Genomic DNA, 24,659 nt, shown 5'->3' with positions numbered 1-24,659 from the left:
CCGAACGTCGCGGAGAGCAATCGCTGCCGGTGATCCAACTACGAATGCGGCGTTCAGAACAGTTTGAGAATCACCGGGTATGAACAGGAGAGTTCATCTTCCGGGTGTTAATCGTTCAGACTAGGGTGCCTGCGACGCAGTCCTGGTGTTCCAGACTCCATCCGCCCCACCGCCCGTCAGGAGACCCGTATGCCAGACATCAACCGCCGGAGATTCCTGCAGCTCGCGGGAGCTTCGGCCGCGTTCGCCACCATGACGAACAGTATCGAGCAAGCTGCCGCGATCCCGGCACATCGCCGGTCCGGCGACATCAAGGACGTCGAGCACATCGTCGTGCTGATGCAGGAGAACCGATCGTTCGACCACTACTTCGGCACCCTCAACGGTGTCCGCGGCTTCGGTGACCCGCGGCCGGTCGCCTTGCCGAGCGGCCAGTCTGTGTGGCACCAGAAGGACGCCGCCGGCCACGAGATCCTGCCGTTCCGGCCGGAGGCGGACAACCTCGGCCTGCAGTTCATCCAGGACCTCGCGCACAGCTGGCCGGATGCCCACCGGGCGCACAACAACGGCAAGTACGACCAGTGGATCCCGGCCAAGACCTCGACCACGATGGCGTACCTGACCCGCGAGGACATTCCGTTCCACTACGCACTCGCGGACAAGTTCACCGTGTGCGACGCGTACCACTGCTCGTTCATGGGCTCGACCGACCCGAACCGCTACTACATGTGGACCGGCTACACCGGCAACGACGGCACCGGCGGCGGCCCGGTCCTCGGGAACGACGAGGTCGGCTACGGCTGGACGACGTACCCGGAGCGGCTCGAGCAGGCCGGCGTCTCGTGGAAGATCTACCAGGACATCGGCGACGGTCTGGACGCCGCCGGCGGCTGGGGCTGGATCGACGACGCCTACCGCGGCAACTACGGCGACAACTCGCTGCTGTACTTCAACACCTACCGCAACGCCCAGGCCGGGAACCCCTTGTACGACAAGGCTCGCACCGGCACGAACGCGAAGGCCGGCGAGAGCCTGTTCGCCCAGCTCACCGCCGACGTGAAGAACAACCGGCTGCCGAAGATCTCCTGGATCGCCGCGCCGGAGGCCTTCACCGAGCACCCGAACTGGCCGGCCAACTACGGCGCCTGGTACATCTCCCAGGTCCTCGACGCCCTCACCTCGAACCCCGAGGTCTGGAGCAGGACCGCGCTGTTCATCACGTACGACGAGAACGACGGCTTCTTCGATCACGCCGTACCGCCGTACCCGCCGATGTCCGCGGCGCAGGGCCTGTCGACCGTCGACGTCGGGCCGGATCTCTACACCGGGACCAAGGTCGCCCCGGGCCCGTACGGTCTGGGTCAGCGCGTGCCGATGCTGGTCGTGTCGCCCTGGAGCACCGGCGGCTACACGTGCTCGGAGGTGTTCGACCACACGTCGATCATCCGGTTCATGGAGCAGCGGTTCGGCGTGCACGAGCCGAACATCTCGCCGTGGCGGCGGGCGATCTGCGGTGACCTCACCTCGGCCTTCGACTTCGGTACGACGGCCACCCGGCCGGCGCGGCTCCCGGACACCACGGCGTACGAGCCGCCGGACGACAGGCGGCACCCGGACTACGTGCCGACGCCACCGGCGGTCGGCCGGATCCCGGCTCAGGAGCGCGGCAGCCGCCGTACCAGGCCGTTGCCCTACGCCTCGATCGTCGACGGCGTGGTTGCCGGGGGCAAGTACAAGCTGACCTTCAGCTCCGGCGCGCACGCCGGCGCCCAGTTCCTGATCACGTCCGCGAACCGGACCGACGGCCCGTGGACCTACACGACCGAGGCCGGCAAGAGCGTCGCGGACAGCTGGAACACCATCTACTCCAACGGCGTCTACGACCTGACCGTGCACGGCCCGAACAGCTTCCTCCGCACCTTCAAGGGCAAGCCCGCCACTGGCCTGGAGATCACCGCCCGCGAGAACACCCGCACCGGCAACGTCGACCTCACCCTGACCACCGACGTCGCCCGCCGCGTCACCCTCACCGGAGCGTACGGCGGCAAGCCGAAGCGGCTCGACCTCCGCCCCGGCAAGACCACCCACACCATCACCACCACCAGCCGCTGGTACGACGTCACCGTCACCATCGACTCGGAGCCGACGTACCTGCGCCGCTTCGCCGGCCACGTCGAAACCGGCGTCTCTGGCATCAGCGACCCAGCGATCAAGACCGTCTGAGCAGCCGGGCCGGGGGCCCCGATCTAAAGGATCGGGGCTTCCGGCTTGGTCGCGTCGGCCGGGGTGTTGTCGTCGACGCGGTCCAGCTCGTCGACCTGGATGCGGGTGGTCCAGCGGTTGTCGGGGTCGGGTTGCGGGATCGAGTCGAGCAGGAGCTCGGTGTACGGGTGGGACGGCTCGTGCATCACGGTGGAGACCGGGCCGCGTTCGACGATCTGGCCCTTGGTGATGACCATGACCTCGCCGCCGAGGTAGTAGACGGTGGACAGGTCGTGGGTGATGAAGAGCGTGGTCATCCCGTGCTCGCGCTTGAAGTCGAGCAAGATGTCCAGGAAGTGCTTGCGGACCTGGGCGTCCAGCATCGACACCGGCTCGTCGGCGATGATGAACGACGGACGCAGCATGTGCACCCGAGCCAGCATGATGCGTTGCCGCTGGCCGCCCGACAGTTGATGCGGATACCGGCCGAGGACGTTCTCCGGCTCGAGGCGGACCGCCCGCAGCGACTCCTCGATCAGCTCCAGGCCCTTGGCCCGGCCGTCGGCCAGCCCGAACTTCTTGACCGCCTTCCACAGCACGCGATCCACGCGATAGAAGGGGTTGAAGATCGCGTACGGATCCTGGAACACCGGCTGGACGTCGCGCCGGTACTCGTCGTACTCCGCGCGACTCAGCCGGAAGATGTCCTTCCCGCCGTACCGCACCGATCCGGCGGTCGGCTTCTGCAGGCCGAGGACGTTCCGCGCGATCGTGCTCTTCCCACTGCCACTCTGACCGACCAGACTCACGATCTGCGGCGGCGACGCGGCGAGCGTGAAGCTCACGTCGTCCACCGCGGTCACATACCCGCCGGCCACCCCGCGAGCATGGAATCGTTGCTGTACGCCACGAAGTTCGAGCTCCAACGTCACGATGCCCTCCGTCCCAGTCGTGGGATCGACTCGATCAACTGCCGGGTGTAGGGATCCCGTGGATTCTTGAAGACCTGACGTACGCCGCCGACCTCGACCAGCTCGCCGTCGTACATCACCGCGACCCGGTCGGCCAGCTGGGCGTGCACACCCATGTCGTGCGAGATCACCATCAGCGTGACCCCGAAGTCGGTGCGCAGATCGGCCAGCGACTGCAGGATCACCCGCTGGATCGTCACGTCCAGCGCGGTGGTCGGCTCGTCCGCGATCACCAGATCCGGTTCGAGCGCGACCGCGATCGCCATCAGCACGCGCTGCTTCATCCCACCGGACAGCTCGTGCGGATACATCGAGGCGACCCGGGGCTCCAGCCCGACCTGTCCCAGCAGCCGCGGGATCAACTCGGACAGCGAGTCGCGTCGCGCCGGCGCATGCTCCAGGATCACGTCCTTGAACTGGTCGCGGACCCGCATCACCGGGTTGAGCGAACTCATCGACCCCTGCGGCAGGTACGACAGTGCCGACCACCGCAGCACCCGGAGCTCCTCGCCCTGCACCTTGAGGAGGTCCACCGGAGACCGCCCGGCCGGATGGAACATCACCGACCCGCCCGTCACCTTGCCCGGCGCCTTCAGCAGCCGGAGCAGTGCGACCGCGAGCGTGCTCTTGCCGCTGCCCGACTCCCCGGCGATGCCGAGGATCTCGCCGCGCCGTACGTCGAGGTCGATCCCGCGGACCGCCTTCACGTCGCCACGGTTGGTCGAATAGGCGACCTCGAGTCCCTTGATCTCCAGCACGTTCGTCGAGTCACTCACCGGCCACTCCCCTCAGTCGCGGGTTGTAGACCTCTTCGAGGCCGATGTTGACCATGTTCAGCGCCGCGAACAACAAGGTCAGCAACGCGATCGGCACGACGAACATCGGCCAGGCACCCAGCGTCAGCGCGCCGGTGCCGATCGCGTTGAAGATGATCTGGCCGAGGTCGATCACGCCGGCCGGCCCGAGGCCGATGATTTCCAGGCCGACGAGGCCGAAGATCGCGCCGAGCGCCGACGCCGCGAACCCGACGCCGATGAAGGGCAGCAGGTTCGGCAGCAGCTCGGTGGTGATGATCTCCAGGTCGCGCGCCTTGCTGACCCGCGCCAGGTCGACGTACGGACGGGTCCGCAGGCTCAGCACCTGCGACCGGATCGTCTTGGCCGCGAACGGCCAGGCGAAGATCGAGATCATCACGCCGACCTGGAACAGACTCACGCTCTTCGCGTACGCCGACAGCGCGATCAGCAACGGGAACGTCGGGATGACCAGCAGGATCCCGGTGAACGTCGAGAGCACGTTGTCGATCCAGCCGCCCTTGTACCCGGCGACGAACGCCACGATCACACCGATGACCGTCGAGATGACACCGGCGATCGCACCGATCTGCAGAGACACCGCGAGTGCCTTCACCACCATCGCGAACACGTCCCGCCCGAACTGGTCGGTGCCGAGCAGGTGATCCGGCCCGGGCACCAGCCACTTGTCGTACGCCGCCAGCTCGATCGGGTCCTGGCCACCACCGATGGCCTTGGTGATCAGCGGGCTGAAGAGCGCGATCAGGATCAGGAGTCCGAGGATGACCAGTCCGGTCGCCAGCCGCCGGCTGTTCCGGATCGTCCGCAGTACCGCGGTCAGAAGTCTCATCGTCATCACTTCCAGTACTTGACCCGCGGGTCAAGCAGCGGGAGCACGAGGTCGAGGAGCAGGACGGCGGTCAGAACCGAGAAGATCGCGATGTCGGTGACGCCGAGGATCGTGTTGAAGTCGAGCTGCTGGATCGCGGTGACCAGCGTGGTGCCCAGTCCCGGGTAGTTGAACAGCTGCTCCACCAGCACGTTTCCGTTGAAGATGAAGCCCAGCGAGATCCCGAACGCGGTCACCTGCGGGAGGTAGCAGTTCCGCAGCGCGTACCGGCTCAGGATCCGCCGGCCCTTCAGTCCCTTCGCCTCGGCGTACACCAGGTAGTCCTCGCCGAGAATCGGGACCATCAGCATCCGGGTCGACAGGATCCAGCTGAACGTCCCGATGATCACGATCGACAGACCGGGCAACAACCCGTACTTCAGCACACTGCCGATGAACTGCGGACTGAGCCCCGGACTGATGTTGGAGTCGTACGCCGATCTGGCCGGCAGCACACCCATCGAGTACGCGAAGATGTACACCAGGACCAGCGCGACGAAGAAGTACGGCACGTGCGACAGCGCGATCGACAGATTGGTGGCGATCGCGGAGCCGGCCTTGCCGCGCCGCCAGCCGGCGACCGCGCCGATCGCGATGCCGAGGATCCAGGCGAGTACGGCGGAGATGCCGAGCAGACCGATTGTCCAGGGCAACGACCGCAGGATCACCGTCTGGGCCGGCGTCGGGTAGTTGATCAGGCTCGGCCCGAGATCGCCGTGCAGAATCAGCTTCTGCATGTATGTCAGGTACTGCGTCAGCAGGTTCCCGTCCAGCCCGAACTCGTGCTTGTAGCGGGCGATGATCTCCGTGCTCGCCTGTGCGTTGTAGATGTAGTTCTGCTGCAGGGTCTGGATCAGCGTCTGGATCGGGTCACCCGGCATCAGCCGGAAGAAGAAGAACGCGATGGTCAGTGCGCCCCAGAGCTCGATCAGATACAGCCCGAACCGGCGGATCGCGTACGCCGCCAGCGGATGCCGCGACAGCCAGGCCCGCACCCCCGAGACGGGTGCGGAGTCCTGGCTCCGGTCGACAGCTACCGCAGGCGGGGCCTCCGCCGTCACGCCGGTCCCTTCTGCCCGGTGGGCTCGATCTTGCCCAGCACGAAGATGAAGTGCTGCCACCAGTTCAGCGGGACCTCGTACAGGTCCTCGTCGGTCGGCCAGCCCTTCCAGAACGTCGTGTTGAAGTACGACGGGTAACCGGTCTGGATCACCGACAGCATCGGCAGGTCCTGGAAGTAGATCTCCAGCGCCTGGTTCAGCAGCGGCTTGGCCTCCTCGCTGTTCGGGTCGAGCTGGGCGAGCTTCTCGGAGATCTCGTCGAACTTCGGGTTCCGGTACCGCAGCTTGTTCTTGCCGGCCGCGTTCTTGCCGACCGGCTGGTACTTGTCGCTGGTCCAGTCCGAGTACAGCTGCTCGGGGTCGACCGCGATCCCGGCCCAGCTGGAGTCGATGTCGTACTGGCCGCGCTGGAACTTCTCGTCGTGCACGTTGCCGGCCAGGCTGCGCAGGGTGGCCGGGACACCGACCTTGGCCAGCTCGGTCTTCAGCACGTTCGCGATCGCGTACTCACCGCCGTCGACCGGCGAGGGCGTGATGATCTCGAGGTTGATCTCCTTGCCCTTGTAGGTGCGCTTGCCGGCGGCGTTCTTCGGCGCGATCTCGTCGAGCAGCTGGGTCGCCTTGTCGGGGTTGAACTCGAACTTGTACTTGTTCGCGAGCTCGTCGTTCTTCCACTTGTCGTTGGTCGGGTAGTCCGCCCACGGGTACTGCGCCGGCGGCACCGGGACCGGCCAGATCGACTTGCCGATCTTCTCCCGGTCCAGGCAGTAGTTGATCGCCCAGCGCATCTTCGGCTCCGAGATCACACCCCGGGACGGGTCGCAGTTCAGCCACATCACCCGCGGGTTCGGGTCGTGGAACTGCGTGGTCTGCAAGGCCGGGTAGCCGGTGTTGCGCAACTGCTTGGCGTGCTGCTCGTCCACCGAGCCGACGTCGAACTCCGCGCGCTCGAACGCCAGTGACGCCTGGTCGAGCTGCTTCGACGTGCTCTGGTAGACGACGTACTGCGGCTTGACGTCAAGCTTGTCCTTGTTCCAGTAGTTCGGATCCTTCTCCCAGACGAACATCTTCTGGTTCCGGATCGCCTGCTTCAGCTTGTACGGACCACTGTGTACCGGCGGGTTGTCCTTGTACTTCGTCGGGTCCTGCGCCTTCCAGATGTGCTCGGGCATGATCCCGAGCGGCGGACCGGCGATCGCGGAGATGAAGTTGTAGTGGAACCGAGGTCCCGGCTTGGTCATCTTGACCACCGCGGTCTGGGCGTCCGGGACCTCGATGTCCTTGACGAACTCCTTCAGCTCACCGCCGCCGCCGAACAGGTCGGGGCGATCCTTCAGCAGCATGATGGTGAACTTGAAGTCGTTCGCCCCCAGCGGCTGTCCGTCGTTCCAGTGCGCCTTCGGGTCGAACTTGAAGGTCACCTCGGTGTGGTCGTCGTTGTACTTGTACTCGGTCGCCAGCCACGGCCGCATCTCACCGGTGGCGAAGCTGAGGTAGAACAGCGGCTCGGTGCTCAGCTCGACGCCGGCACCCGACGGCGAGCCGTTCGGGATCATTCCGTTGAAACTGTCGAAGACCGTGTACTCGACCTGGCCGACGATGACCGCCTGGTCCCGCGGGACCGGGATGTTGGCCTTGCCGATCTGGATCGACTTGGTGGCGGCGGGCTTGTTGTTGTTGGCGGGCTTGTCGGAGTACGAGCCGCCACCACCGGAGCAGGCCGCCAGGAAGGCGGTCATCGCGGCCGCGGCACCTCCTCCGACCAGGCTTCGCCGACTCAACTGATAGCGAACGACGTCTTCGACATCTTCGAACTGCGGGCGTGGCCCTTCGTTCATGTCTGGCACCGTGTTCATGACGAAAGTCACCTCCGTTTCCGTTGCGCGGACAGGCTGGTCACTGACCGAGAGGTGTGTCGGACTATAAGTAGCGTTGACAACGTTGGCAAGAGTTCATTGCCGCGTTGGAATGACGAAGTCATATCCGCAGATCAGTCGATATACCAACCTATGACAACGATGTTTTGCTCTGTGTGACCAGTGGGAGTCTTGGTCCCGTCGTACGGCGCCCTGCGTCGTCACACGCCGCGTCACACGGTGACCGTTTTGGCTGGGATCCAGATGGCCAGATCCGGCCACCGAAGTGGTAGTGACTTCCAGGGGGAAGAGATGACGAGTACGGCCGTGGACTTCGAGGCGATCAAGGACAAGCAGCGGGCCGGGTGGCAGACCGGCGACTACCCGCGGGTGGGCAACACGTTGCAGATCATCGCCGAGCTCTTGGTCGAGGCCGCCGACGTCCGGGCCGGGCAGCGCGCCCTCGACGTCGCCTGTGGTCAGGGCAACGCGGCACTGGCGGCGGCCCGGCGGTTCGCCGAGGCGACCGGTGTCGACTACGCGGCGAACCTGCTGGAGCAGGGCCGCGAACGGGCCGCGGCGGAGCACCTTGCGGTGACCTTCACCGAAGGCGACGCGGAGAAGCTGCCGCTCCCGGATCAGGCGTTCGATCTCGCGCTGAGCACGGTCGGTGTGATGTTCGCACCCGACCACCAGCGCGCGGCGGACGAGCTCGTCCGGGTCGTCAGGCCGGGCGGCAAGATCGCGCTGGCGAGCTGGACGCCGGCCGGGATGATCGGCCAGCTGTTCAAGACCGTGTCCAAGTGGGCGCCGCTGCCGGCCGGGGTGCAGTCGCCGACGCTGTGGGGCACCGAGGAGCATCTGGTCGAGCTGTTCGGTGATCGGGTCGAGTGGACCGGGCTGACCAAACGTGAGTACGTGTTCCGCTACCACTCGCCGGAGCACTTCGCGATGTGGTTCATGGACTTCTACGGACCGATCACCCGCCTGGCCGGATCGCTGGACGGCGAGGACTATCGCCACCTCGCCACGGATCTCGCCGACGTACCGCGAGCGTTCGACTACGCAGACGACGGTACGGTCGCGGCGCGCGCGGAGTACCTGGAGGCGGTCGGAGTACGGCGCTGACACAGTTGACGCCTCAGGCGACACTGGAGGTCTCACGCGAGGGGGTGAGATCTGTGCCGCTGATCCGATTGCTCGGACCGCCGGTGATCGAGAAGCCGGGGCGTCAGCCGCGGGGGAAGAAGGCTTGGGGGCTGCTCGGGTATGTGTTGCTGGCCGAGCGGCCCCCCAGCCGACGCCGGCTCGCCGAACTGTTCTTCGCGGATGCCGAGGATCCGCTCGGCGCACTCCGCTGGACCCTGGCGGAGCTCCGCCGGGCGATCGGCGTACCGGAGGTGCTGACCGGCGATCCGGTGTCCGCCGGACTCGACGCCACGACGGTGGATGTCCTGCGGTTGGACGATTTGTTGCTGACGTCGAGCGGCGAACTGCTGGAGGGTGTGGAGCTCGAGTCATGTCCCGAGTTCGAGTCGTGGCTGCTGGTCGAGCGTCGCCGGGTCGCCGGCGCGATCGAGGCGCGGCTGCGGCAGCACGCGATCGCCTTGCTGGCAACCGGACAGGCTGCCGACGCGATCCCGTTCGCGGCCAAGGCGGTTGCTGCCCATCCGCTCGAGCAGGGCAATCACGAACTGCTCGTCCGCAGCCTGGCGCAGTCGGGCGACGAGGCCGGCGCACTGCGCCAGATCACGTTGTGTGAGGACCTGTTCCGGAACGAGCTGGGAGTCGAGGTGACCGAATCCTTGCGCGGAGCCGCCCTGATCGGGACCCAGCAGGGGCCTCCGCTCAGCAGTCGCGCGGCGGCCGTGAGCCAGCTCCAGGCCGGACGCGCCGCACTGGTCGCCGGCGCCGTGGATGCCGGCATCCTTTGCCTACGGCAAGCAGCTGCGTCGGCCGTGCGGTGCAACGACAAGACGCTGCAAGCCCGTGCGCTCGCGGCCCTCGGCGGCGCGCTCGTGCACGCGATCCGCGGCCATGACGAGGAGGGTGCGATCATCCTGAACGAAGCGCTCCTCGTCGCCGATCAGGCCGGTGAGCGAGCGACCGCGGTGCTCGCGATGCGCGAGCTCGGATTCATCGAGGTGCAGGCCGGACGGCGTGGCACCGCCGACGAGTGGCTGGGCAAGGCACAGGCGGTGGCCGAGACCGACGAGGAGCGGGCCGCGATCCTCGGCGTCCGCGGGATGAGCTCGTCCGACCGGTCCGACTATGCGCTCGCGTTCGAGCAACTGCACGCATCGGTCGAGCTCGCCGCCCGCTGTGGCGATCGCCGCCAGCAGGCGTGGTCGTTGTCACTCGTCGGGCGCGCACATCTGCTGCGTTCGGAGTACGGCGAGGCAGAGGCCGCGCTCGCCGAGACGCTGGACCTCGTCCGGCAGGAACGCTGGATCGCCTTCCAGCCTTGGCCGCAAGCGCTCGCCGCCGAGCTCGACCTGTACGCCGGAAAGCTCGACACGGCCATGGACGGTTTCGAGGAGGCCTGGGCCTTGGGGTGCCAGCTCGGCGACCCTTGCTGGGAAGGCATGGCCGGCCGGGGTCTCGCCCTGCTGAACGCCCGGCGAGGCGACTACTCGGCGGCGACGAAGTGGCTCGACGTGGCCCTGACCCGGGCCAGCACCGAACCGGATCGCTACCAATGGGTGCACGCGCACGTCCTGGACGCCGCGATCACCGCTGCCCTGGATCGATCCGAGACCGAACGCGCGCTGACCTTGACCACCAGGCTCTCCGCCCTGGCCGCGCGGTGCGACCTGCGCGAACTCCTGGTCCACGCTCAACTCCACCTCGGCCGACTGGGCGACCCCCGAGCCGCGGCCTCGGCCCAGTCGCTCAGCACCTCGATCGACAACCCCGCGCTGCGGTCAGTCGTAGGCGGCGTCGATCAGGAGTTCTGAACTGCGGTCCGGTTCGTTGAGCACGGCGCGGATCACATGGCGCTGGTCCCAGCGGCCGCTCGCCCACGCCAGCGCTTTCGCGAGGCCGTCGAACGTCGCCGCGTGCGGTGCGCCGTCGGCGTCGACCCACCACGACACCTCGACGCCATCGACGGTGAGCTCCTCGTGCTCCCACCACGTCGGCGGGACCTCGGGGACCAGTTCCCGGACGATCGCCGGCACGTCGGCCGCCGTACCCGGGTTGTCGATCTTGCCCTTGGCAACTTCCTGCGCCATCGGTACGTCGAACAGGTCGCTCAGCCCGTCCGCCGCGGCACCGGACGCCACCACGAAACCGCCCAGATCCTCACGTTGCAACCACATCGGGCCGTCGACGACGACCGCGCGACCGGCATCGGTGACCCGGGTCAGGCCGTCGTCCGCGAGGACCCGGACGTGGTCCGGCGCGTCGCCCGGGAACAGCGACAGCGTGCCCAGATGACGCCAGAGGCGCAGCAGATCGACCTCCTCCACCTCTCGGTCGGGGTCCGCCAGCCGTTCGAGTAACAGGCTGAGGCCGTCGGCGTCGAGGTCCCCGACCTCGCGGACCAGGCCGACCGCCGTACGCACCTCGGGATCGAGGCCGGCCGTCCACTCGGGCGCGTCGTCCAGGAAGGTCGCCAGCACGGGCTCGGCGGCCGGATCGGCCCGCCCGGCCAAGGGTTCGCCGTCGTCCAGCAGCACCCGGTCGCGGATCCACCAGGCCGCGTACGACGGCACGCCGAGGGGGCGGTCGTCCGGCCCGACGACGCGGACCTGGGTGACCAGGGCGCGCCGGAGTTCCGGTGACGATCCGAGCAGTTCGAGGACGCGCGGCCAGGCGTCGTCGGTGATCCAGTCGAGGTCGCGGATCGCCAGGAGTTCTCCGACGGTTGCGCCGTACCGCGATCCGTCGGGCGCCACGTCGTGGGCCCAGTCCTCGATGCCGTCGAGGTCTTTGAGTGCCTCGGGCAACTGATCGAGGGCGACGTCCGACGCCGTCACCAGGCCGAGGGTCGCGAGTACGCCGACCGCCTCCAGGGCGGGCTGTCCGTAGCGGTCGAGCACCTCGCGGGCGACCGGCGCAACCTCCTCGTCGTCGAGCACCGCCTCGGCCTCGGATCCGGGGACGACGAGCGCGTTCGCGGGGACGTGGTCGCCGTCGGCGTCGCGGAGGACCAGGTCGGAGAGCCACCACAGCCCTTCGGCTTGGGACGGGTCGGCGGCGACCAGGCTGAGGACGGCGTGGGCGATGGCGTCGGGATCGTCGGCTTCGATCGAGTGCTCGACGGCCGTGCGTACGGCGCCGTCCTCGAGCAACGTCCGTGGTGTCGCTGGGAGCGCGCCCAGTCGCTCGAGCGCCGGATCGACGGCCTCCGGGTGCACCACGCGGACGCCGTACTCCCCGAAGGCGGCCAGGATGTCGGTCGGAATCTCCGGGCCTGGGAGCAGCAGACCGCGGGCACCGCGGATGAGCCTTCCGTCGGCGAGCGGGACGGGCAGAGTGCCGAGAGACTCACGCAGCAAGGCATCCGTCACCATGCCGGCCAGCGAGCCGTAGAGGTTCCGCCACCACTCGGGCGGCTCGTCGGCCGCCACTCCCCCGAGCTGATCCACCACCTCCGCCAACTCGAGCCGCCGTACGCGGAGCGCATCCAACGCCAGGCGGTCCTGTCGTGCCGACCGGATCAACCCGCGCACAATCGGTGCAAGCACCCGGTTGAACGCGTCGTCCGCGCCTTCCACCACCACGGCATCCCGCGGCCTGAGCAAGACACCGTCCTCAACCGCCCGCACCAGCGGCGTGCCGGGCAGCACCTTGCCGATCTCATCCCTCAACGCACCATCGAGAGCACCCGCCGCCAACCCGGTCGGCACCAGATGCAGCACGTCATCCCCGGCCTCAGCCCGCTCCCGCACCGACTCGCCGTACGCCTTGGCCGCCTCCGACACCAGCCGATCAGCCAACGGCCCCTTGGCCACATGCCGCCGAGTCGGATCCAACGGAAAACTGGCCAACAACAACGCAGGCAGCGACAACGGCTCGTCCGTAGGCGTCGGGGCCTGGACAACCCCTGGCAATGCCGTCTCTCCTCCCACCTCGTGGCGTGGAAGGGCCCACACGACAGACCAGTTGGGGCGGGAGCGTTCTTCTACGGGGCGGTCGGCGAGGAGCGTTTCGCGTTCTTGGTCGTCGAAGACTCCGGCGGCACGGTGGATCCACCAGCGGGACTCGGCGTCCTGCAGGACCCGGCGTCCGTCGTCGGTCTCGATCTCGATGCGCTCGAGGCCGGGTAGGGCGAGCAACAGCGCGTCTCCCGTCTCGGCCAGCAGTCGACGGACGAGTGCGGCGGCGGCTTCGTCGCGGAGGGGGAGGATGACCGCGGTGTCGTAGCCCTCGGGCGGTTCGCCCTCGGCCTCGAACGGGAGCCGCAACACCGGCACCTGCCCGTCCCGCCGGCGTACTTCGGTGTCGAGCCCGGCCGACCCGAGCCCGGCGATCGCGGCCGCCGTGTCCGCCTTGGAGAACCGCACCCCACCGGTCCGCGACAGGATCACCGGCTCATCCGTCACCGCGAGTACGGCGGAGAACCCGACCCCGAAACGCCCGACCGTCGGCTCGTCCCGTTTCGCCGAGGCACGCAGCGTCGCAAGTGACTCGACTCCCTCCGCCGACAGCGGCGTACCGGTGTTGGCGACCACCAGCGTGCTGCCGCGGAACTCGTACAGCACCCGGCCCTGCACGTCTGCCCGCGCGGCCGCATCCGCCGCGTTCTGCGCGAGCTCGATCACGAGCCGGTCGACGTAGCCACCGAGGGCCAGATCCTCCTCCGCGTTCGCGTCCTCCCGGAACCGCACCGGCGCCGCCGACCACCCGGCCAGCACCCGCTCGCGAATCCCCGCCGTACCGAACACGTCGTCGCTCACCGGTGCAGTATGCCCCAACGCCGTAGGTCTGCCGGTCGGGTCGGCAGTTCGCGGCTATCGTGGTCCGGTGATCTCTCCCGGCAGCCGGTACGTCGCCCTTGGAAGTTCGTTCGCGTCCGGCCCGGGGATCGACCCGATCGTGGCTGCGCCGGCGGGCCGATCGGGCAACAACTACGCGCACCTGGTCGCGGCGGAGCTCGGGCTGGAGCTGACCGACGTCACCTACTCCGGCGCGACCACCGCGCACCTGCTCGACACGCGGCAGGATGATGCCGCCCCGCAGCTCGAGGCGGTCACCCCGGAGACGGCGCTCGTCACGATCACTGTCGGCGGCAACGATCTCGACTACGTCGGGACCTTCGTCCGCGGCAGCTACCTCAACCTGCTGGCCAAGCCGGCCACCATCTTCGGCCGGCGCGTGGCGAACCGGATCCGGGCGCGGGTCAGCTACCTCAAGGACGACGCGGCGTACCAGGCCGTCACGGATTCCCTCGTCGCCGTGGTCGAGCGCGTGCGCGAGCGTGCGCCGGACGCCCAGGTCGTGCTCGTCGATTACCTGACCCTCGTCGGGCCGAGCACCCGTCCACGTCGCGACGTACCGCTGAACGAGGAACAACTGCCGAGCGTCGCCCTGATGGCGGACGGCCTGGCCGCGGCGTTCGCGAAGGCTGCGGCCAGCACAGGCGCCGGGCTGATCACGGCCTCGGCCGCGAGCCGCGACCACGGCATCGGCTCACCTGAGCCGTGGACGACCGGGTTCAGTCGTGGCCCGCTCGGCCGCCTCCGCGGCTTCGTCCCGTACCACCCGAACGCGGCCGGCATGCGCGCGGTCGCCGACCTGATCGTGCACACACTCCGATCATGACCGAAAAGGTGCGCCAGGCAACGACCTCCGACATCGACGCGGCGGTCCGGACCCTGACGCAGGCGTTCGAGGACTACCCGATGACCCGGGCCGGGCTCGACCCCGACGACTACCTCACCCGGCTCTCGCAGTACAACCGGCACTTCCTCACCGGCATCGGCATCCCGCACGGCCGGGTCTGGGTCACCGACGACGTCAGCGCCGTCGCCATCTGGACGACGCCCGCCACTCCCCCGGATGCCTTGACCCAGCTCGCCGACGCCTTCAACGAACTCGCCGGATCACGCGCGGCCGTCGCCGCGGAGTACGGCCAGGCGATGGGCATCTTCCGCCCGCGCACTCCACTCTGGCTCCTCGCCATCCTCGGCGTCGCCCCCGACCGGCAGCACCAGGGCCTGGGCCGAGCGGTCGTCGCGCCCGGCCTGGCCGCCGCGGACCGCGAGCATTTACCGGCGTACCTCGAGACCCAGGACCCGGCGAACCTCTCGTTCTACGAATCTCTGGGCTTCACCACGATCGCCGAACTGGAACTGCCCCACAACGGCCCGATGCACTACGCCCTCTATCGCCCACCCAGCTGACTCACGGGGTGTAGACGTACGGCGTGGTGGTGGTCACCGCGAGGAAGCCGAGGCGCTGCAGGATCGGGGAACTGTCGTCGGACGCGTCGACGTGGAGGTACTTGTAGCCGAGCTCCACCGCGCGGGCGGCGCGGACCGCGACGAGGGCCTTGTAGATGCCCTTGCCACGCCACTCCGCGAGCGTCGAGCCGCCCCACAGACCGGTGAACTCGGTGCCCTCCTTGTAGACCGCCCACGCCGCGGAGACGACCTCGCCGTCCGCCTCGGCCACATAGATGTCGGTCAGCCCGGTCGCGTGACGGCGTACCAGATCGTCGGTGAGCCAGGACCAGTCGTCGTTCCAGACGGTCGACTCCATCGCTGCGATGCGCTCGAAGTCGGCGCGGTCGTTCACGAGGCCGATGGTGATGCCGTCGATGGAGGCGCGTCCGCGCAGCCGCTCGGCGATGTCCGCGCTCTCCGCGACCAGGACGGTCTCCTGCTCCTCGGGCTCGAACCCGGCCGCGTGCAGCCGCTCCGGCAGATCCGCCGGCAGGTCGTGGCCGCGCAGCTTCCATTCGACCGACTGGCCCTTGGCCGCGAAGTAGTCCCGCTGGCGGGCGATGAGCGCGTCGACCTCGGCGCTGTCGAGCCCCTCCAGCGATCGGTAGCTGACGAACCCACGGTTCGGGTACTCGACCCGGATCACCGGGCCGTCCATGCTCGTCGGCACGTCCGCGCTCTCGCTCGTCCCGCGCAACTGGTCGTCGTACACCGCCAGCAACTGCCGGGCCTGCTCACTCTTCGCATCAGTCACGGGAGGACTCTTCCACGACTCCCCGCATTCCGCCCCGCATTTCACCCTACTGAAATGCCATCACGTCACCGCTGTGCCGATCCCCGCCACTCCCCGCAGCGGAGCCCTCCACCATCCGTGACCACCGGCCTCCCGCCACCGCGACTCACCGCGTCGCGATCCTCGCCATTCCCTGCAGCCGACCCCCACCATCCGTGACCGCCGGCCTCCCGCCACCGGCTCACCGCGTCGCGATCCTCGCCACCCTGTAGCCGACCCCCACCATCCGTGACCACCGGCCTCCCGCCACCGCGGCTCACCGCGTGGCGATCCTCGCCATTCCCTGCAACCTCGTCCGCCACCATCCGTGCGCACGCTCCGGGCGCGGACGCTCGTCGCCCCGCCGGCCGCGCCCGGCCCGCTCACTCATCCCGTGCTTGTTCTTCGGCTTCTCGTTCGCGAAGTGACTCAGCGACACCATCAGGTTCAGCGGTTCCATCAGTCCGTCCTCCGATTCTCTGGTCCGTACAACCAGAGGTCGGAGCCGCGGACGCGATCTTGACATCCCCTGCTGCGAATCAGCCGTCGGATTTCTCAGTCGCCATGAGTAGCCGGCGGAGGAGTGCCTCGAGGCGGATGCGGTCGCTGGAGGAAACGCTATGGATCAGGTCCTGTTCGACGTGCTGGATCTGGCCGATGCCGCGCTCCCAGATCTCGTGGCCGGACCGGGTGAGTGTGGCGACCACCTTGCGGCGGTCGTCGCGGTCGTGCGAGCGCTCGACGTAGCCGCGCCGCTCGAGCGCGTCCAGGCGGTTGGTGAGGGCCGCCGCCGACATCCCCAGCTGCTTGGCGAGCTCACCCGGGGTCGCCCGGTACGGCGAACCGCCGCGGCGGAGCATGTGGAGCGTCTTGAACTCCCACCACTGCATCTCGAACTCCGCCAGCACCGCGTCCCGATGCCGATCCAGGTAGCGCGCCAGCGCCTGCAGCCGGACAGCGATGCCCTCGACCCGGCGATCGAGCTCCGGCCACTCCGCGGACCAGAGGTCGACATGCTCATCCACCCAATCCTTCACCCATCTAACTTTTCACCCGCTGAAGGTTAGTTGTCAAATATTTCGACATCGAAATACCCTGCTGCTCCAGCGTCCAGCTCACCGTGAGGAGCCACCTCCATGACCCACCTCGCCGCCACCGCCATCACCACCGCCGCCACCCACCTCATGCGCGCAGGCCAATGGACCGCGGCCACCGACCTGCTCCGCGCGACCCAACCCGACGACCCCGCCGAGCACCGGGCTCTCGCGCTGGCCCGAGCCGAGGTCGCCGTCGACCAAGACTTCGCCCAGCAAACAGACCACGCCGCCGCAGCGCTCACCGCCCTCACCCACCTCCTCCACGACTCAACTGATCCAACGCTCACCTGGGACACAGAGCTGCTCCACCTACGCAAGGCCTACGGCACCGAACTCACCCACACAGCCGAGCCACCCGCTGCGACCGGAGCCAACGAGGCGCACGTCGTCGGATCGCCCAACAGCGACGACGCGGGCGCGGCCAGCCCGGACAGCCGCCACGACGGAGGCGGCGAGGGTCCGGTCGGCCGCGACCAGGCAGTCGCCGACGGATCGGACGACCACGATGACGCCATCGTCGTCAGCCCAGCCGGCCGCGACCGGACCACCGCTACGGCTCAGGCCGGGCGTGCGGAGCATGTTCGCGACCAGGCGGTCGCCGTCGGATCGGACGGCGGTGACGACGCGGGCGTCGCTGGCCCGGACGGCTGGCACGACGTAGGCGGCGTGGGGCCACGCGACTGCGACCAGGTGGTCGCCGTTGGACCGGACGGGGGCGACGGCTCGGGCGGCGTCAGGTCGGCTGGGCGTGGGCGGGCCGCCGGCGCGGGTTTGGGTGGGTGGGCGGAGCGGCTTCGGGACGAGGCGCCTGATGATGGTCGGCGTGGGATGGCTTCGTTCTATGCCGGTGTAATTGCCGACAATCTGCAGGGCGCGCCCGAGGCGGCGTTTGTCCACTTCGCGGCCGCGCTGGAGCTTGGTGAGAAGAGCGGTGACGAGTTGCTCGCCTCGCTCGCACTGCGGCATCTCGGGGATCACGCTCATACTGCTGGGGATCTCGTGCTTGCGCGGGAGCAGTGGGAGCGGTCGACGGAGCTCCGGCAGAAGGTCGGGCATCTGCTGGGTGCGCTGGCTCAGCAGGCTCTGCTCGCCGTGCTGCTTCGGGACGAAGGGGACCTCGCCGGATCCCGGGTGCTTGCGACCGAGGTCAACCGGTGGTCCCGTCAGGTCGAGCTCCCGTTCCTCGTCAGCCAGACGGACGCCCTGCTGAAGTAGCCCTCAGCGGCAAGCCGAACTCGGCAGGTACGCCGGGGCTGAAGGCGACGTGATCGGGCGGTCGGCCCGGCGCGGTCAGGCCGACCGAGGTCAGGACATCGTCAGCATCCAGCGCAACAAGCTCGGCGGTGTGGAGGATCCAGGGTGGGTGGTGGTTGGGGAGGTACCAGGTGCGGCCGGCGCGACGAGTGTGAAGAGCCCAGCGAGCAGTGAGGAAGTGCTCGAGGGGGCCCAGTTCGAGGCGTGCGCCGACGTCGACCTCGATCGTCGCGCTCGCCTGGACGCCGGGCCAGCGGAGAGTCGACGTGTAGGTGTGGAGGTAGCCGTCGCGGGCGTGGGTCATCCGAGCCCAGCGGTATGGCAGGCCGAAGACAGTGCGGGCCGCGGTGACGACAGCCAGGCGATTCGCGTCGAGGCTGAGGAAGACGACGCCACGCCGACCAGACTCGTCGAGGGAGTACAGGCGCACGTTCGTCTCCAGGAACGTCCCCACATACGGTACGGCGGGACCGTGCGGCAGCCCGGTGTCGACCATCCGGAACGGAACGAGGCCGACGTACGTGCGTCCATCGAACGTGTCCGGACGTGTGCCCAGCGGGAAGAAGTGCGCGACATCAGCGGGGTCGATGGCCCAGTGCAGGAACGTCAGATCGAGCCACCGCTGCCGCAGGATCCGCGGCCGCCGCAGCTCAGGAGCCGCCGGCCAGATCGCAGCGCCCATCAGTCAGCAGACCGCAGTTCCATGCCCCGCCGGCACGCCATCAGTCGGCGGTCGGGCGGACCTCGCACGTCGGCCGGCCGTCGTTCAGCGCGCAGACAATGTACGGCGTAGCGCCGTCGGCGGCCGGTCGCCACGGCATCACGGCGTCACCACTCAGCAACGTGTCGAGCGTCTGCAGCTCCGGATCGCGCTGCTCGCTGTGATGCCGGTAACCGGCCGCACCGAGCGCCAGCGCGATCGCCATGCCGAGGAGGTTCACCTCGGTCGGCTCCTCCGGCGTGACCGACCCCTCGGCGGGCTCCAGCTTGATGCCGTGATCCGGGACCTCGACGATCCGCGCGACGTACCTGCCAGCAGTCATGGCACCGAGCGTAGCCCCGGAGGTCATCCACTGTCCGCTACTGCCCATAGTGTCCGTGGCATGGCGTTCGAAGAGTTCCGGGCAGAGGTTCCGCAGAGCGAACTTGACGAGTTGCAGCGGCGACTCGACGAGACAAGATGGCCGGATCAGCTCCCCGGGGTGGAATGGTCGTACGGCGTCGAGCTCGGACGACTGCGAAAGCTGGTGGACGTCTGGCGGACGTCGTACGACTGGAGACGGTTCGAGGACAAGCTCAACGCCCACCCGCAATACGTCACCGAGATCGACGGGCAGCGGGTGCACTTCATCCACACGAAGTCGGGCGGTGTCCCGCTACTCCTGATGCACGGCTGGCCCGGCGCGGGCAGCGACTTCCTCGACCTGATCGAGCCGCTCACCCAGGACTTCGATCTCGTCATCCCGACGATGCCCGGCTTCGGCTTCTCCGGCCCGACGGGCGGGCGCGCTTGAGCGGGCTCGACCGCTGGCAATCCGAGCGCTCCGGGTACGCCGCCATCCAAGGCACGCGCCCACAGACCCTGGCCTACGCGCTGGTCGACTCCCCCGTCGGCCAGCTCGCCTGGAACCTCGAGTGGTACGACGACTACGGCCACCGGCCCGGTGCCATAGGCAACGACCAGATCCTCGACCCGGTCACGCTGACCTGGCTGACGGGCACCGCCGGATCGTCCGGCCGGATCTACCGCGAGGCGCAGGACTCGTGGACCGCCGAGGTCGAGTACTGCCCGGTGCCAACAGGTCTCGCGGTCTTCCCCGGTGACTCCACTGTCCGCAAGCTGGCCGAGCGCGAACTGAACGTCGTCCATCACCACGAGTTCGACCGCGGCGGTCACTTCGCCGCCCTGGAAGCCCCCGACCTTGTGATCGGGGACCTCCAGGACTTCTTCGGCAAGCTCTAGGACGAGAAGGCCGCGTCGAAGGAGGCGGTGGGTGGGTCGAAGGCGAGCGAGCGGACGAACTGGACGGCTTCGGCGGCGCCGACCAGGCGGTCCATCCCGGCGTCCTCCCATTCCACTGAGATCGGGCCGGCGTACCCGATGGTGTTGAGCATCCGGAAGCAGGCCTCCCACGGGACGTCGCCGTGGCCGGTGGACACGAAGTCCCAGCCGCGGCGCGGGTCGCCCCAGGCGAGGTGCGAACCCATCCGGCCGTTGCGCCCGTTGCCGACCTGGCGCTTCGCGTCCTTGCAGTCGACGTGGTAGATCCGGTCCTTGAAGTCCCACAGGAAGCCGACCGGGTCGAGGTCCTGCCAGACGAAGTGCGACGGGTCCCAGTTCAGCCCGAACGCCGGCCGGTGACCGATCGCGTCCAGCGTCGCCGTCGTCGACCAGTAGTCGTACGCGATCTCCGACGGATGCACCTCGTGCGCGAACCGAACTCCGACCTCGTCGAAGACGTCGAGGATCGGGTTCCAACGGTCGGCGAAATCCTGGTACCCGGCCTCGATCATGGCCGGCGGCACCGGCGGGAACATCGCGACCGTCTTCCAGATCGACGAACCGGTGAAGCCGACGACCACGTCCACCCCGAGCGCGCGGGCGGCGCGGGCCGTCGTCTTCATCTCCTCGGCGGCGCGCTGCCGGACGCCTTCCGGTTCGCCGTTGCCCCAGATGTGTGCGGGCAGGATCGCCTGGTGCCGCTGGTCGATCGGGTCGTCGCAGACCGCCTGCCCGAGCAGGTGGTTCGAGATCGTCCAGACCTTCAGGTTGTGCTTCTCGAGGATGTCGAGGCGGTCGCGCACGTACGCCTGGTCCTCGGCGGCACGCCGTACGTCGAGATGGTCACCCCAGCAGGCGATCTCCAGTCCTTCATATCCCCAGGAGGACGCCAGCCGGGCCACCTCCTCGAACGGCAGGTCGGCCCACTGGCCGGTGAACAACGTGATCGGTCGAGCCATGTGGTCTGCAGCCTCCTCGCCTATCGGACACCCAGCAGGTGCTCCATCGCCAACTGGTCCAGCTTCTCGAACCCGAGACCGCGCTCGGCCAGCGCTTCCCGGTCGTACGTCGCGTTGCGAATGTCGGCCAGGCTCTCACCCTCGGCCAGGGTCGGCTCGGACAACTCCGCGACACGTGCGGCGGCCGACGCCTCCGCGACCTCGGGGTCGGCCCGGAACGCCTGGACCTTGTCGCGAAGGATCAGGTAGTTCCGCATGCAAGCCTTCGCGGTCTCCCAGACGCCTTCCTCGTCCTCGGTGCGCGGCGGCTTGTAGTCGAAGTGGACGTGCCCGTCGTACGCCGGGTAGCTTCCGGATCCCTGCAGTACGTCGACCGTCCAGAAGGCCTCCCGCAGGTTCCCGGCCCCGAACCGCAGGTCCTGGTCGAACCGCGGACCGTGCTGCCCGTTCAGGTCGATGTGGTACAGCTTCCCGTGCCACAACGCCTGCGCGATGCCGTGCGCGTAGTTCAGCGAGGCCATCTGCTCGTGCCCGACCTCGGGGTTGATGCCGACCAGCTCGGGATCCGCCAGATCGTTGATGAAGGCGATCGCGTGACCGATCGACGGCAGCAGGATGTCACCGCGCGGCTCGTTCGGCTTCGGCTCGATCGCGAAGCGGATGTTGTAGCCCTGCTCCCGCACGTAGGCGCAGAGCAGATCCATCGACTCCTTGTACCGATCGAGCGCGGCCCGTACGTCCTTCGAACCGCCGGACTCGGCGCCCTCACGCCCACCCCAGAGCACGTACGTCGACGCCCCCAGCTCGGCCGCGAGGTCCACGTTGCGGAGCACCTTCGCCAGGGCGTACCGCCGGACCTGGCGATCGTTCGCGGTCAGGCCGCCGTCCTTGAAGACGGGGTGGCTGAACAGGTTCGTGGTCATCATCTCGACGCCCAGGCCGGTGTCGGCCAGCGCCTTGGTGAACCGCTCGAGCACCTGCCCGCGAGTGGCGTCGTCGGGTACGACGTCGTCGTCGTGGAACGTGACCGCGGCCGCCCCCAGTTCCGCGAGCTTCTCCACCGCGTGGACCGGGTCCATCGGAGGACGGACCGCCGTACCGAAGACGTCGACGCCTTGCCAGCCGACGGTCCACAGACCGAAGGAGAACTTGTCGTCCTTGGTCGGGGTGTAGCTGTTCATTCGGGAATCTCCTGCCATTGTCGTGTCGTGGAACTGGTTTCGACCGCGGCCAGCACACGCTGGACCTGCAGCCCGTCGGCGAACGACGGTGCCGGATCGGCTCCTTCGGCGATCGCGGTGACCAGGTCGACGACCTGATGGGTGAACCCGTGTTCGTAACCGAGCAGGTGGCCGGGCGGCCACCAGGCGGCGACGTACGGGTGGGCGGGTTCGGTGGCGAGGATGCGGCGGAAGCCGGCCGTCCTCGGGTCCTCGGTGGCGTCGTAGAAGTGCAGGAGGTTCATGTCCTCGAAGTCGAACGCGAGGCTGCCCAGGCTGCCGTTGATCTCGATCCGGATCGCGTTCTTGCGGCCGGTGGCGAAGCGCGTCGCCTCGAAGACGCCCAGCGCGCCGGAGCGGAAGGTGGCCAGGAACACGGCCGCGTCGTCGACCGTGACCGGTCCGCGTTCGGTGCCCGCTGTACCGGCCAGGCCGGAGTGCTCGGCGGCGACCGGGCGCTCCTTGACGAACGTCTCGAGCCGGGCGCTCACCTCACCGATGGTGTCTCCGGTGATGTACTGCGTCATGTCGATGATGTGCGCGCCGATGTCGCCGAGCGCGCCCGAGCCCGCCTTCTCCTTGTCCAGCCGCCACGACAGCGGCGCCTCCGGGTCGGCGATCCAGTCCTGCAGGTACTGCGCCCGGACGTGCCGGATGGTGCCGAGCTTGCCCTCGGCGACGAGCTGGCGAGCCAGCCCGATCGCCGGCACCCGGCGGTAGGTGAACCCGACCATCGACCTGATCCCACGAGCCGCTGCGGCAGTGGCCGCGGCGGTCATCGCCTCGGCCTCCTCGACCGTGTTGGCCAGCGGCTTCTCGCACAGGACGTGCTTGCCCGCCTCCAGCGCGGCGATCGCGATCTCGGCGTGACTGTCGCCCGGCGTGCACACGTCGATCAGCTGGATGTCGTCGCGGCCGAGCAGCTTGCGCCAGTCGGTCTCGCTCTCCTTCCAGCCGAGCTTCGTCGCGGCCGCCTGGACGGCCTCGGCGTTGCGGCCGCAGAGCACGTTCATCGCGGGGTCCAGCGGCAGGTCGAAGAAGCGCGGCGCGCTCCGCCAGGCCTGCGAGTGGGCCGCGCCCATGAACGCGTAGCCGATCAGGCCGATGCCCAGGTTCGTCATTGCTCTCCTCTTAGCTCTCGAATGCGGTGGGCAGGTACTGGTCCACGTTGTCCTTGGTCACCACCGGCGCGTACAGCTGGACGGTGCGCGGCACCTCGACCTCCACCAGGTCGCCGAGGGCCTTCTTCTGCACCAGCAACCGGGCCAGCCGGATGCCGTCCGCGCCCTGCGTGGACGGGTAGATGACGGTGGCCTTCAGCAGCGAGTTGCCGGACTTGATGTCTCGCATCACGTTCGCCGAGCCTGCCCCGCCGACCACGAAGAACTCCTTGCGGCCGGAGTTCTTGATCGCGGCCATCACGCCGACACCCTGGTCGTCGTCGTGGTTCCAGATCGCGTCGATCTTCGGCGCCGCCTGCAGCAGGTTCGCCGCGGCCTTCTCACCGGACTCGACGGTGAACTCGGCGGCGACCCGGTTGCTGACCTTCAGGCCGCAGTCGGCCAGTGCTTCCTTGAATCCCCGGCTGCGGTCCTGAGTCAACGGCAGCGAGTCGATCCCGGCGATCTCCGCGACCACCGCGTCCTTCTTGTCCTTCAGCTGCTGGCAGATGTACGTGCCGGCCGACACACCCATTCCGTGGTTGTCGCCGAGCACCGTCGTACGGGCGGCGAACGGGCTGTCGAACTCGCGGTCCACGTTCACCACCGTAATACCGGCCTCCATCGCCTTGATCGCGACCGGGGTGAGCGCCGCGCCGTCGAAGGGCAGCAGCACGATCGCGTCCACCTTCTGGTTGATGAACGTCTCCACCTGGCTGATCTGCAGGTTCACGTCGTTCGTGCCCTCGGCGACGAGCAGCTCGACGTCGGAGTACTTCTTCGCCTCCGCCTGGGTCGCCTTGGTGATCGAACCCATCCAGCCGTGGTCGGCGGCCGGCGCGGAGAAGCCGATCCGGAGTTTCTTGCCGGGTTCGTCGTTCTTGCCCTGGGCCGCCGCCTGGGTGGCGGCGGGCTCGGTCTTGTCGGCCTCAGGGGTGTTGCTGGTACAGGCGGCCAGTACGATGACGCCCAGACCGGCAATGGCTGAGCCGATCAGTGTTCGGGAACGTGCGGACATCCTTGTCCTCCTT

At 68.3% G+C, this 24,659-nt stretch carries 23 protein-coding genes; 8 read left to right on the top strand and 15 right to left on the bottom strand.

Features of this window, described 5'->3' with window-relative positions:
* The first annotated feature begins 189 nt into the window (after window positions 1-189).
* The gene (locus OG876_RS30530; RefSeq protein WP_328520110.1) at window positions 190-2,223 is read left to right on the top strand and encodes a phosphocholine-specific phospholipase C; all 2,034 of its coding nucleotides are present in this window, start codon (window positions 190-192) and stop codon (window positions 2,221-2,223) included.
* A 23-nt stretch (window positions 2,224-2,246) separates the two neighbouring features.
* Here the strand turns inward: OG876_RS30530 and OG876_RS30525 are convergent, their stop codons facing one another.
* From OG876_RS30525 to OG876_RS30505, 5 genes are read right to left on the bottom strand one after another with little or no spacing between them, the layout of a single operon-like run.
* On the bottom strand, window positions 2,247-3,134 hold the full coding sequence (locus OG876_RS30525) for an ABC transporter ATP-binding protein (protein WP_328520109.1): 888 nt from the start codon (window positions 3,132-3,134) through the stop codon (window positions 2,247-2,249).
* Window positions 3,131-3,949, bottom strand: coding sequence for an ABC transporter ATP-binding protein (locus OG876_RS30520; protein ID WP_328520108.1), 819 nt, complete (start codon window positions 3,947-3,949; stop codon window positions 3,131-3,133). Before OG876_RS30520 ends, OG876_RS30525 begins: the two co-directional genes overlap by 4 nt.
* Window positions 3,942-4,817, bottom strand: coding sequence for an ABC transporter permease (locus OG876_RS30515; protein WP_328520107.1), 876 nt, complete (start codon window positions 4,815-4,817; stop codon window positions 3,942-3,944). Before OG876_RS30515 ends, OG876_RS30520 begins: the two co-directional genes overlap by 8 nt.
* Window positions 4,818-4,822: 5 nt before the next feature.
* Complete coding sequence (locus OG876_RS30510; protein WP_328520106.1) at window positions 4,823-5,917, bottom strand: ABC transporter permease; 1,095 nt, start codon at window positions 5,915-5,917, stop codon at window positions 4,823-4,825.
* Window positions 5,914-7,755 carry an ABC transporter substrate-binding protein gene (locus OG876_RS30505; protein WP_328520105.1) on the bottom strand — a complete coding sequence of 614 codons (1,842 nt, stop codon included), beginning with the start codon at window positions 7,753-7,755 and terminating at the stop codon, window positions 5,914-5,916. Before OG876_RS30505 ends, OG876_RS30510 begins: the two co-directional genes overlap by 4 nt.
* 330 nt (window positions 7,756-8,085) lie before the next feature.
* On the opposite strand from OG876_RS30505, the gene OG876_RS30500 reads away from it, so the two are divergent.
* Window positions 8,086-8,901 carry a class I SAM-dependent methyltransferase gene (locus tag OG876_RS30500; RefSeq protein ID WP_328520104.1) on the top strand — a complete coding sequence of 272 codons (816 nt, stop codon included), beginning with the start codon at window positions 8,086-8,088 and terminating at the stop codon, window positions 8,899-8,901.
* A gap of 53 nt (window positions 8,902-8,954) precedes the next feature.
* Window positions 8,955-10,730, top strand: a complete 1,776-nt coding sequence (locus OG876_RS30495) for an AfsR/SARP family transcriptional regulator (RefSeq protein WP_328520103.1) — start codon at window positions 8,955-8,957, stop codon at window positions 10,728-10,730.
* On the opposite strand, the gene OG876_RS30490 is transcribed toward OG876_RS30495, so the two are convergent.
* Window positions 10,698-13,676, bottom strand: coding sequence for a sacsin N-terminal ATP-binding-like domain-containing protein (locus OG876_RS30490; protein WP_328520102.1), 2,979 nt, complete (start codon window positions 13,674-13,676; stop codon window positions 10,698-10,700). The two genes, OG876_RS30495 and OG876_RS30490, sit on opposite strands and share 33 nt — an antisense overlap.
* Window positions 13,677-13,743: 67 nt before the next feature.
* On the opposite strand from OG876_RS30490, the gene OG876_RS30485 reads away from it, so the two are divergent.
* Both OG876_RS30485 and OG876_RS30480 read left to right on the top strand, forming a co-directional pair.
* Entirely contained in the window at window positions 13,744-14,541 is a 798-nt protein-coding gene (locus tag OG876_RS30485; RefSeq protein ID WP_328520101.1) for an SGNH/GDSL hydrolase family protein, read from the top strand.
* Window positions 14,538-15,122, top strand: a complete 585-nt coding sequence (locus OG876_RS30480; protein WP_328520100.1) for a GNAT family N-acetyltransferase — start codon at window positions 14,538-14,540, stop codon at window positions 15,120-15,122. The genes OG876_RS30485 and OG876_RS30480 overlap by 4 nt, the downstream gene beginning before the upstream one ends.
* 1 nt (window position 15,123) lies before the next feature.
* On the opposite strand, the gene OG876_RS30475 is transcribed toward OG876_RS30480, so the two are convergent.
* The 3 genes from OG876_RS30475 to OG876_RS30465 all read right to left on the bottom strand — a co-directional run bounded on the left by OG876_RS30475 (window position 15,124) and on the right by OG876_RS30465 (window position 16,973).
* Window positions 15,124-15,918 carry a GNAT family N-acetyltransferase gene (locus tag OG876_RS30475; RefSeq protein ID WP_328520099.1) on the bottom strand — a complete coding sequence of 265 codons (795 nt, stop codon included), beginning with the start codon at window positions 15,916-15,918 and terminating at the stop codon, window positions 15,124-15,126.
* A 295-nt stretch (window positions 15,919-16,213) separates the two neighbouring features.
* Complete coding sequence (locus OG876_RS30470; RefSeq protein WP_328520098.1) at window positions 16,214-16,396, bottom strand: hypothetical protein; 183 nt, start codon at window positions 16,394-16,396, stop codon at window positions 16,214-16,216.
* 79 nt (window positions 16,397-16,475) lie between these two features.
* Entirely contained in the window at window positions 16,476-16,973 is a 498-nt protein-coding gene (locus OG876_RS30465) for a MarR family winged helix-turn-helix transcriptional regulator (RefSeq protein ID WP_328520097.1), read from the bottom strand.
* Between the two features lie 99 nt (window positions 16,974-17,072).
* Here OG876_RS30465 and OG876_RS30460 point away from each other — a divergent pair, with 99 nt between their 5' ends.
* Window positions 17,073-18,248 carry a hypothetical protein gene (locus tag OG876_RS30460; protein ID WP_328520096.1) on the top strand — a complete coding sequence of 392 codons (1,176 nt, stop codon included), beginning with the start codon at window positions 17,073-17,075 and terminating at the stop codon, window positions 18,246-18,248.
* Here OG876_RS30460 and OG876_RS30455 read toward each other — a convergent pair.
* Together OG876_RS30455 and OG876_RS30450 are read right to left on the bottom strand one after the other, a co-directional pair.
* A complete protein-coding gene (locus tag OG876_RS30455) occupies window positions 18,220-18,969 on the bottom strand; it encodes a YqjF family protein (protein WP_328520095.1) in 750 nt (249 codons plus the stop codon). The two genes, OG876_RS30460 and OG876_RS30455, sit on opposite strands and share 29 nt — an antisense overlap.
* A gap of 40 nt (window positions 18,970-19,009) precedes the next feature.
* Complete coding sequence (locus OG876_RS30450; RefSeq protein WP_328520094.1) at window positions 19,010-19,330, bottom strand: hypothetical protein; 321 nt, start codon at window positions 19,328-19,330, stop codon at window positions 19,010-19,012.
* A gap of 60 nt (window positions 19,331-19,390) precedes the next feature.
* Here OG876_RS30450 and OG876_RS30445 point away from each other — a divergent pair, with 60 nt between their 5' ends.
* Entirely contained in the window at window positions 19,391-19,801 is a 411-nt protein-coding gene (locus OG876_RS30445; RefSeq protein WP_328520093.1) for an epoxide hydrolase N-terminal domain-containing protein, read from the top strand.
* Window positions 19,798-20,250, top strand: coding sequence for a hypothetical protein (locus OG876_RS30440; RefSeq protein ID WP_328520092.1), 453 nt, complete (start codon window positions 19,798-19,800; stop codon window positions 20,248-20,250). Before OG876_RS30445 ends, OG876_RS30440 begins: the two co-directional genes overlap by 4 nt.
* Here the strand turns inward: OG876_RS30440 and OG876_RS30435 are convergent.
* The 4 genes from OG876_RS30435 to OG876_RS30420 are packed head-to-tail and all read right to left on the bottom strand — an operon-like array spanning window position 20,247 to window position 24,646.
* On the bottom strand, window positions 20,247-21,248 hold the full coding sequence (locus OG876_RS30435; protein WP_328520091.1) for a sugar phosphate isomerase/epimerase family protein: 1,002 nt from the start codon (window positions 21,246-21,248) through the stop codon (window positions 20,247-20,249). The genes OG876_RS30440 and OG876_RS30435 overlap by 4 nt on opposite strands.
* Window positions 21,249-21,268: 20 nt before the next feature.
* On the bottom strand, window positions 21,269-22,429 hold the full coding sequence (gene xylA, locus OG876_RS30430; RefSeq protein ID WP_328520090.1) for a xylose isomerase: 1,161 nt from the start codon (window positions 22,427-22,429) through the stop codon (window positions 21,269-21,271).
* On the bottom strand, window positions 22,426-23,589 hold the full coding sequence (locus OG876_RS30425) for a Gfo/Idh/MocA family protein (RefSeq protein WP_328520089.1): 1,164 nt from the start codon (window positions 23,587-23,589) through the stop codon (window positions 22,426-22,428). The genes xylA and OG876_RS30425 overlap by 4 nt, the downstream gene beginning before the upstream one ends.
* Before the next feature lie 10 nt (window positions 23,590-23,599).
* A complete protein-coding gene (locus OG876_RS30420; RefSeq protein ID WP_328520088.1) occupies window positions 23,600-24,646 on the bottom strand; it encodes a substrate-binding domain-containing protein in 1,047 nt (348 codons plus the stop codon).
* Window positions 24,647-24,659 lie beyond the last annotated feature (13 nt).

Source organism: Kribbella sp. NBC_00359 (genome assembly GCF_036097425.1).
GTDB lineage: Bacteria > Actinomycetota > Actinomycetes > Propionibacteriales > Kribbellaceae > Kribbella.
This window is presented reverse-complemented; position numbering and strand designations above follow the sequence as displayed.

Excerpts from the sequence above, each read along its gene's own strand:
- OG876_RS30455 (WP_328520095.1), bottom strand. The coding sequence starts at position 18,969 with ATGGGCGCTGCGATCTGGCCGGCGGCTCCTGAGCTGCGGCGGCCGCGG.
- OG876_RS30445 (WP_328520093.1), top strand. The coding sequence starts at position 19,391 with ATGGCGTTCGAAGAGTTCCGGGCAGAGGTTCCGCAGAGCGAACTTGAC.
- OG876_RS30500 (WP_328520104.1), top strand. The coding sequence starts at position 8,086 with ATGACGAGTACGGCCGTGGACTTCGAGGCGATCAAGGACAAGCAGCGG.
- OG876_RS30450 (WP_328520094.1), bottom strand. The coding sequence starts at position 19,330 with ATGACTGCTGGCAGGTACGTCGCGCGGATCGTCGAGGTCCCGGATCAC.
- OG876_RS30460 (WP_328520096.1), top strand. The coding sequence starts at position 17,073 with ATGACCCACCTCGCCGCCACCGCCATCACCACCGCCGCCACCCACCTC.
- OG876_RS30470 (WP_328520098.1), bottom strand. The coding sequence starts at position 16,396 with ATGGAACCGCTGAACCTGATGGTGTCGCTGAGTCACTTCGCGAACGAG.
- OG876_RS30515 (WP_328520107.1), bottom strand. The coding sequence starts at position 4,817 with ATGAGACTTCTGACCGCGGTACTGCGGACGATCCGGAACAGCCGGCGG.
- OG876_RS30480 (WP_328520100.1), top strand. The coding sequence starts at position 14,538 with ATGACCGAAAAGGTGCGCCAGGCAACGACCTCCGACATCGACGCGGCG.
- OG876_RS30505 (WP_328520105.1), bottom strand. The coding sequence starts at position 7,755 with ATGAACGAAGGGCCACGCCCGCAGTTCGAAGATGTCGAAGACGTCGTT.
- xylA (WP_328520090.1), bottom strand. The coding sequence starts at position 22,429 with ATGAACAGCTACACCCCGACCAAGGACGACAAGTTCTCCTTCGGTCTG.
- OG876_RS30435 (WP_328520091.1), bottom strand. The coding sequence starts at position 21,248 with ATGGCTCGACCGATCACGTTGTTCACCGGCCAGTGGGCCGACCTGCCG.
- OG876_RS30420 (WP_328520088.1), bottom strand. The coding sequence starts at position 24,646 with ATGTCCGCACGTTCCCGAACACTGATCGGCTCAGCCATTGCCGGTCTG.
- OG876_RS30425 (WP_328520089.1), bottom strand. The coding sequence starts at position 23,589 with ATGACGAACCTGGGCATCGGCCTGATCGGCTACGCGTTCATGGGCGCG.
- OG876_RS30530 (WP_328520110.1), top strand. The coding sequence starts at position 190 with ATGCCAGACATCAACCGCCGGAGATTCCTGCAGCTCGCGGGAGCTTCG.